3 protein-coding genes are annotated in these 5,009 nt (G+C 68.8%); all 3 read right to left on the bottom strand.

All coding sequences use genetic code 11. The features are described from left to right. Positions 1 to 76 precede the first annotated feature (76 nt). Positions 77 to 3,364 carry a carbamoyl-phosphate synthase large subunit gene (gene carB, locus ACNPM4_RS11085; RefSeq protein ID WP_400858536.1) on the bottom strand — a complete coding sequence of 1,096 codons (3,288 nt, stop codon included), beginning with the start codon at positions 3,362 to 3,364 and terminating at the stop codon, positions 77 to 79. Next, entirely contained in the window at positions 3,364 to 4,542 is a 1,179-nt protein-coding gene (gene carA, locus ACNPM4_RS11090) for a glutamine-hydrolyzing carbamoyl-phosphate synthase small subunit (RefSeq protein WP_448985740.1), read from the bottom strand. The genes carB and carA overlap by 1 nt, the downstream gene beginning before the upstream one ends. Continuing rightward, positions 4,539 to 5,009, bottom strand: a 471-nt coding sequence (locus ACNPM4_RS11095; RefSeq protein WP_448985741.1) for a PH-like domain-containing protein, incomplete at its 5' end; no start/stop codon positions are given. The genes ACNPM4_RS11095 and carA, both read right to left, overlap by 4 nt.

Consider the following 5,009-nt stretch of genomic DNA (forward strand, 5'->3'; position numbering starts at 1 on the left):
GGGGGGGGGTCGATGCCGACACAGAGCGGTCCACGTGCGTGCAGCGCCGCGCGGACCCGCTCGCCGAAGCGTGCGCTCACAGTGCCGCCTTCCGCTCCAGTGCGTACTCCTGGAGGCTCTTGACCTGGAAGCCCTCGTGGGCCGCGTCCATGCCGCTCACCGCGGCGCCGAGCACGGCCATGGTCGTGAACAGGGCCTTGTCAGCGGCGACCGCTGCCGCGCGGATCTCATACCCGTCGGCACGGGCCGCCCCACCAGACGGGGTGTTCACGACGATGTCGATCGCCCCCTCGTTGATGAGGTCGACGATGTTCTTCGCCCCGGACTCCTGCGTCGCACTGAACTTCTCGACGACGGTCACGGCGATGCCGTTACGGGAGAGGATCTCGGCGGTGCCCTCGGTCGCGACGATCGTGAAGCCCAGCTGCTGCAGTCGGTGCGCGGGCAGGATCACGGCGCGCTTGTCCGAGTCGGCGACCGAGATGAACACGGTGCCCGAGGTGGGCATGCCGCCGTAGGCCGCTGCCTGGCTCTTCGCGAACGCCGTCGGGAAGTCGCGGTCGATGCCCATGACCTCACCGGTGGAGCGCATCTCCGGGCCGAGGATCGAGTCGACCGTCTTGCCGTCGGCCGTACGGAACCGCTTGAACGGGAGCACGGCCTCCTTGACCGACACCGGGGCGTCGAGCGGAACGCGGGATCCGTCCTGCTCGGGCAGCATGCCCTCGGCGCGCAGCTCGGCGATCGTGGAACCGGTCATCACACGGCTCGCGGCCTTGGCCATCGGGATGCCGAGCGCCTTGGAGACGAAGGGCACGGTCCGGCTGGCGCGGGGGTTCGCCTCGATGACGTAGAGCACACCGGCGCTGATGGCGAACTGCACGTTCAGCAGTCCGCGCACGCCGACGCCCTTCGCGATGGCCAGAGTGGCCTCGCGCACGCGGTCCACATCGGTGCGGCCGAGCGAGACCGGAGGCAAGGTGCAGCTCGAGTCGCCGGAGTGGATGCCGGCCTCTTCGAGGTGCTCCATGACGCCGCCGATGTACAGATCGGTGCCGTCGTAGAGCGCGTCCACGTCGAGTTCGATCGCGTCGTCGAGGAAGCGGTCGACCAGGAGCGGCTTGCCCTCCTCGATGACGACCTCGCCCGCGGTGCGCACGAAGTAGTCACGCAGCGACGCGGTGTCGTAGACGATCTCCATGCCGCGTCCGCCGAGCACGAAGCTCGGGCGCACCAGCACCGGGTAGCCGATCTCCTCGGCGATGCGTACGGCGCCCTCGACGTCGATCGCGGTGCCGTTTCGCGGCGCCACGAGCCCTGCCTCGTCGAGCAGACGGGAGAAGAGCTCGCGCTCCTCGGCCAGGTCGATCGCCTCGGGGCTGGTGCCGAGCACCGTGTACCCGGCTGCCTCGATGCCCTTCGCAAGCCCGAGCGGCGTCTGGCCGCCGAGCTGGCACACGACGCCGAGGATGGTTCCGCTCGCGGCTTCCGCGTCGAGCACCTCCAGCACGTCTTCGAGCGTCAGCGGCTCGAAGTACAGGCGGTCGGAGGTGTCGTAGTCGGTCGACACGGTCTCCGGGTTGCAGTTGACCATCACGGTCTCGAAGCCGGCGTCCGACAGCGCGAACGAGGCGTGCACGCACGAGTAGTCGAATTCGACGCCCTGACCGATGCGGTTCGGGCCCGAGCCGATGATGACGACCTTGGTCCGCTCGGACGGTGCCACCTCGGTCTCGAAGTCGTAGCTCGAGTAGTGGTACGGCGTGAGAGCCGGGAACTCGCCGGCGCAGGTGTCGACCGTCTTGTACACCGGGCGGATGCCGAGGCCGTGGCGGACGCCGCGCACCTCTGCCTCGTTCGTGCCGCGGATCTCGGCGAGCTGCGCGTCGGAGAAGCCGTGCTCCTTGGCGTACCGGAGGGTCGCGGCGTCGAGCTCGGGAGCCGTGCGGACGATCTCGGCGACCTCGTTGATCAGCACGATCTGGTCGAGGAACCACGGGTCGATCGCCGTCGCGTCGAAGGCCTGCTCGACGGTCGCCCCCTTGCGCAGCGCCTGCTGCAGCGTCACGATCCGGCCGTCGGTCGGGATCTTCGAGATCTCGAGGAGTTCCTCCACCGAGCGCTCCTCCGGGCCCCAGTGGAAGCTGGATCCGCGCTTCTCCAGCGAGCGGAGCGCCTTCTGCAGCGCGGTCGCGTAGTTGCGGCCGATCGCCATCGCCTCGCCCACCGACTTCATGGTCGTGGTCAGCGTCGCGTCGGCCGCCGGGAACTTCTCGAACGCGAAGCGCGGCACCTTGACCACGACGTAGTCGAGCGTGGGCTCGAAGCTCGCCGGAGTCACACCCGTGATGTCGTTCGGAATCTCGTCGAGGCGGTAGCCGAGCGCGAGCTTGGCCGCGAGCTTGGCGATCGGGAATCCCGTCGCCTTCGAGGCCAGGGCGCTGGAGCGCGAGACGCGCGGGTTCATCTCGATGACGATGATGCGGCCGTTCGACGGGTCCACCGCGAACTGGATGTTGCAGCCACCGGTGTCGACGCCGACGGCACGGATGATGTCGATGCCGATGTCGCGCATCTTCTGGTACTCGCGGTCGGTGAGGGTCAGCGCGGGCGCGACCGTGATCGAGTCACCCGTGTGCACGCCGACCGGGTCGACGTTCTCGATGGAGCAGACCACGACCGTGTTGTCGGCCGTGTCGCGCATGAGCTCGAGTTCGTACTCCTTCCAGCCGAGGATGGACTCCTCCAGGAGCACCTCGGTGGTGGGCGAGTCGCGCAGGCCCGCACCGGCGATGCGACGCAGGTCGCTCTCGTCGTACGCGAAGCCGGACCCCAGGCCGCCCATCGTGAAGCTCGGGCGGACCACGAGCGGGTAGCCGAGCTCGTCGGCGGCCGCGAGAACCTCGTCCATCGTGTGGGCGATGCGGGAATCCGCCACGTCGGCACCGGCATCGAGGACCAGCTGCTTGAAGATCTGGCGGTCCTCGCCCTTGTTGATCGCCTCGAAGTTCGCGCCGATGAGCTCGACGTCGTACTTCTCGAGGATTCCGTGGTTGTGCAGTTCGATCGCCGCGTTCAGCGCGGTCTGGCCGCCGAGGGTCGGGAGGATCGCGTCGGGGCGCTCCTTGGCGATGATCGTCTCGATGACCTGCCAGGTGATCGGCTCGATGTAGGTCGCGTCGGCGAAGTCAGGGTCGGTCATGATCGTGGCCGGGTTGGAGTTGACCAGGATGACCCGGACACCCTCTTCACGGAGCACGCGGCACGCCTGGGTGCCGGAGTAGTCGAACTCGCAGGCCTGACCGATGACGATCGGGCCGGAGCCGATGACGAGGACGGAGTTGATGTCGTCGCGCTTGGGCATTACTTGGAGTCCTTCTGGCTGGCGATGACCAGGTCGCGGAACCTGTCGAAGAGGTAGTTGGCGTCGTGCGGGCCGGCCGCCGCCTCGGGGTGGTACTGCACCGAGAAGGCCGGGATGTCGAGGGCGCGCAGGCCCTCGACGACGTTGTCGTTGAGGCCGACGTGACTGACCTCGACCTTGCCGTAGCCGTTCGGGCTATCGAAGGAGCCCTCCAGGGGCGCCTCGACCGCGAAGCCGTGGTTGTGGGCCGTGATCTCGACCTTGCCGGTCTGCTTGTCGAGCACCGGCTGGTTGATACCGCGGTGGCCGAAGGGCAGCTTGTAGGTGCCGAGACCGAGCGCGCGGCCGAGCAGCTGGTTGCCGAAGCAGATGCCGAAGAACGGGAGGCCGTCATCGAGCACCGAGCGGAGCAGCTCGACGTGGTCGCCGGAGGCCGCGGGGTCACCCGGGCCGTTCGAGTAGAAGACCGCCACGGGGTCGATCGCCCGGATCTCGTCGATCGTGACATCCTGCGGAAGCACGTGCACCTCGAAGCCGCGGGCGGCGAGGTTGTCGATCGTCGCCTGCTTCACGCCGAGGTCGAGGACGGCGAGGTTGCCGATCCGGTTGCCCATCGCCGTCGTGACGGTCGCGACGTCGACCGAGACCTCGGCGGAGAGGTTGCGTCCCGCCATCTCGGGCGCTTCGCGGACGATGCGCACCTGCTCCTCCGGGTCGAGGGCGGCATCCGGGCCGGAGAAGATCCCGCCGCGCATGGAGCCGGCCGAACGGATGTGGCGGGTGATCGCCCGGGTGTCGATGCCGCTGATGCCCACGATGCCGTCTTCGACGAGCACGTCGTCGAGCGAGGCGTTCGCACGCCAGTTGGAGACCACACGCGAGGGGTCGCGCACGATGTATCCGGAGACCCAGATGCGACGGGATTCCGCATCCTCGTCGTTCATGCCGGTGTTGCCGATGTGCGGTGCCGTCTGCAGGACGATCTGGCCCGCGTAGGAGGGGTCGGTGATCGTCTCCTGGTAACCGGACATGCCGGTCGCGAAGACGACTTCGCCCAGGGTGCGTCCGCGGGCGCCGTAGGCGCGTCCGGTGTGGCGGGTGCCGTCTTCCAGGACGAGGACGGCGGGATCGGGGAGCTGGGCCGCGGGGGCCTGTCCGGGGGGTGTCGAGAGTGTCATGACGTTGCTCCTGTGTCGGGGGCGGCGGGGACGAGCCGCTGCAGGTCGGAGATGAGAGTCCGCGGGTCGCCGGTGGCGAGCCGCAGGTAGCTGTCGACGATCGTGTCGTCGTCGATGTTCCAGGCGATGCGCACGAGGCCACCGGGCTCGACGACCCGGTCGATCGTGACCGTGGCGCGGTCGACGGCGACGAGCCGGGCGCTCGCAAGGAACACCGTCGGCTCGCCGTCGAGGCAGAGGGCGATGCCGCGATCCGTGAGGGCGAGTTCGCCGCGGGCCCGGTACGCGAGAGGCGACACCGCCAGACGCTCGAGCGGCTGCTCGTGCCGTGTCGTCGACACGTACAGCACCTCGTCGCGGCGGGAGACCGCCGCGTGCTCCGGAACTCCCAGCGGGGCCGTGAACACGGAGTCGCGGCGGATTCGTCGTCGCCAGGCGAAGAGCATTGTGAGCAGCACCAGGAGCGC

Source organism: Microbacterium umsixpiens (assembly GCF_053543675.1).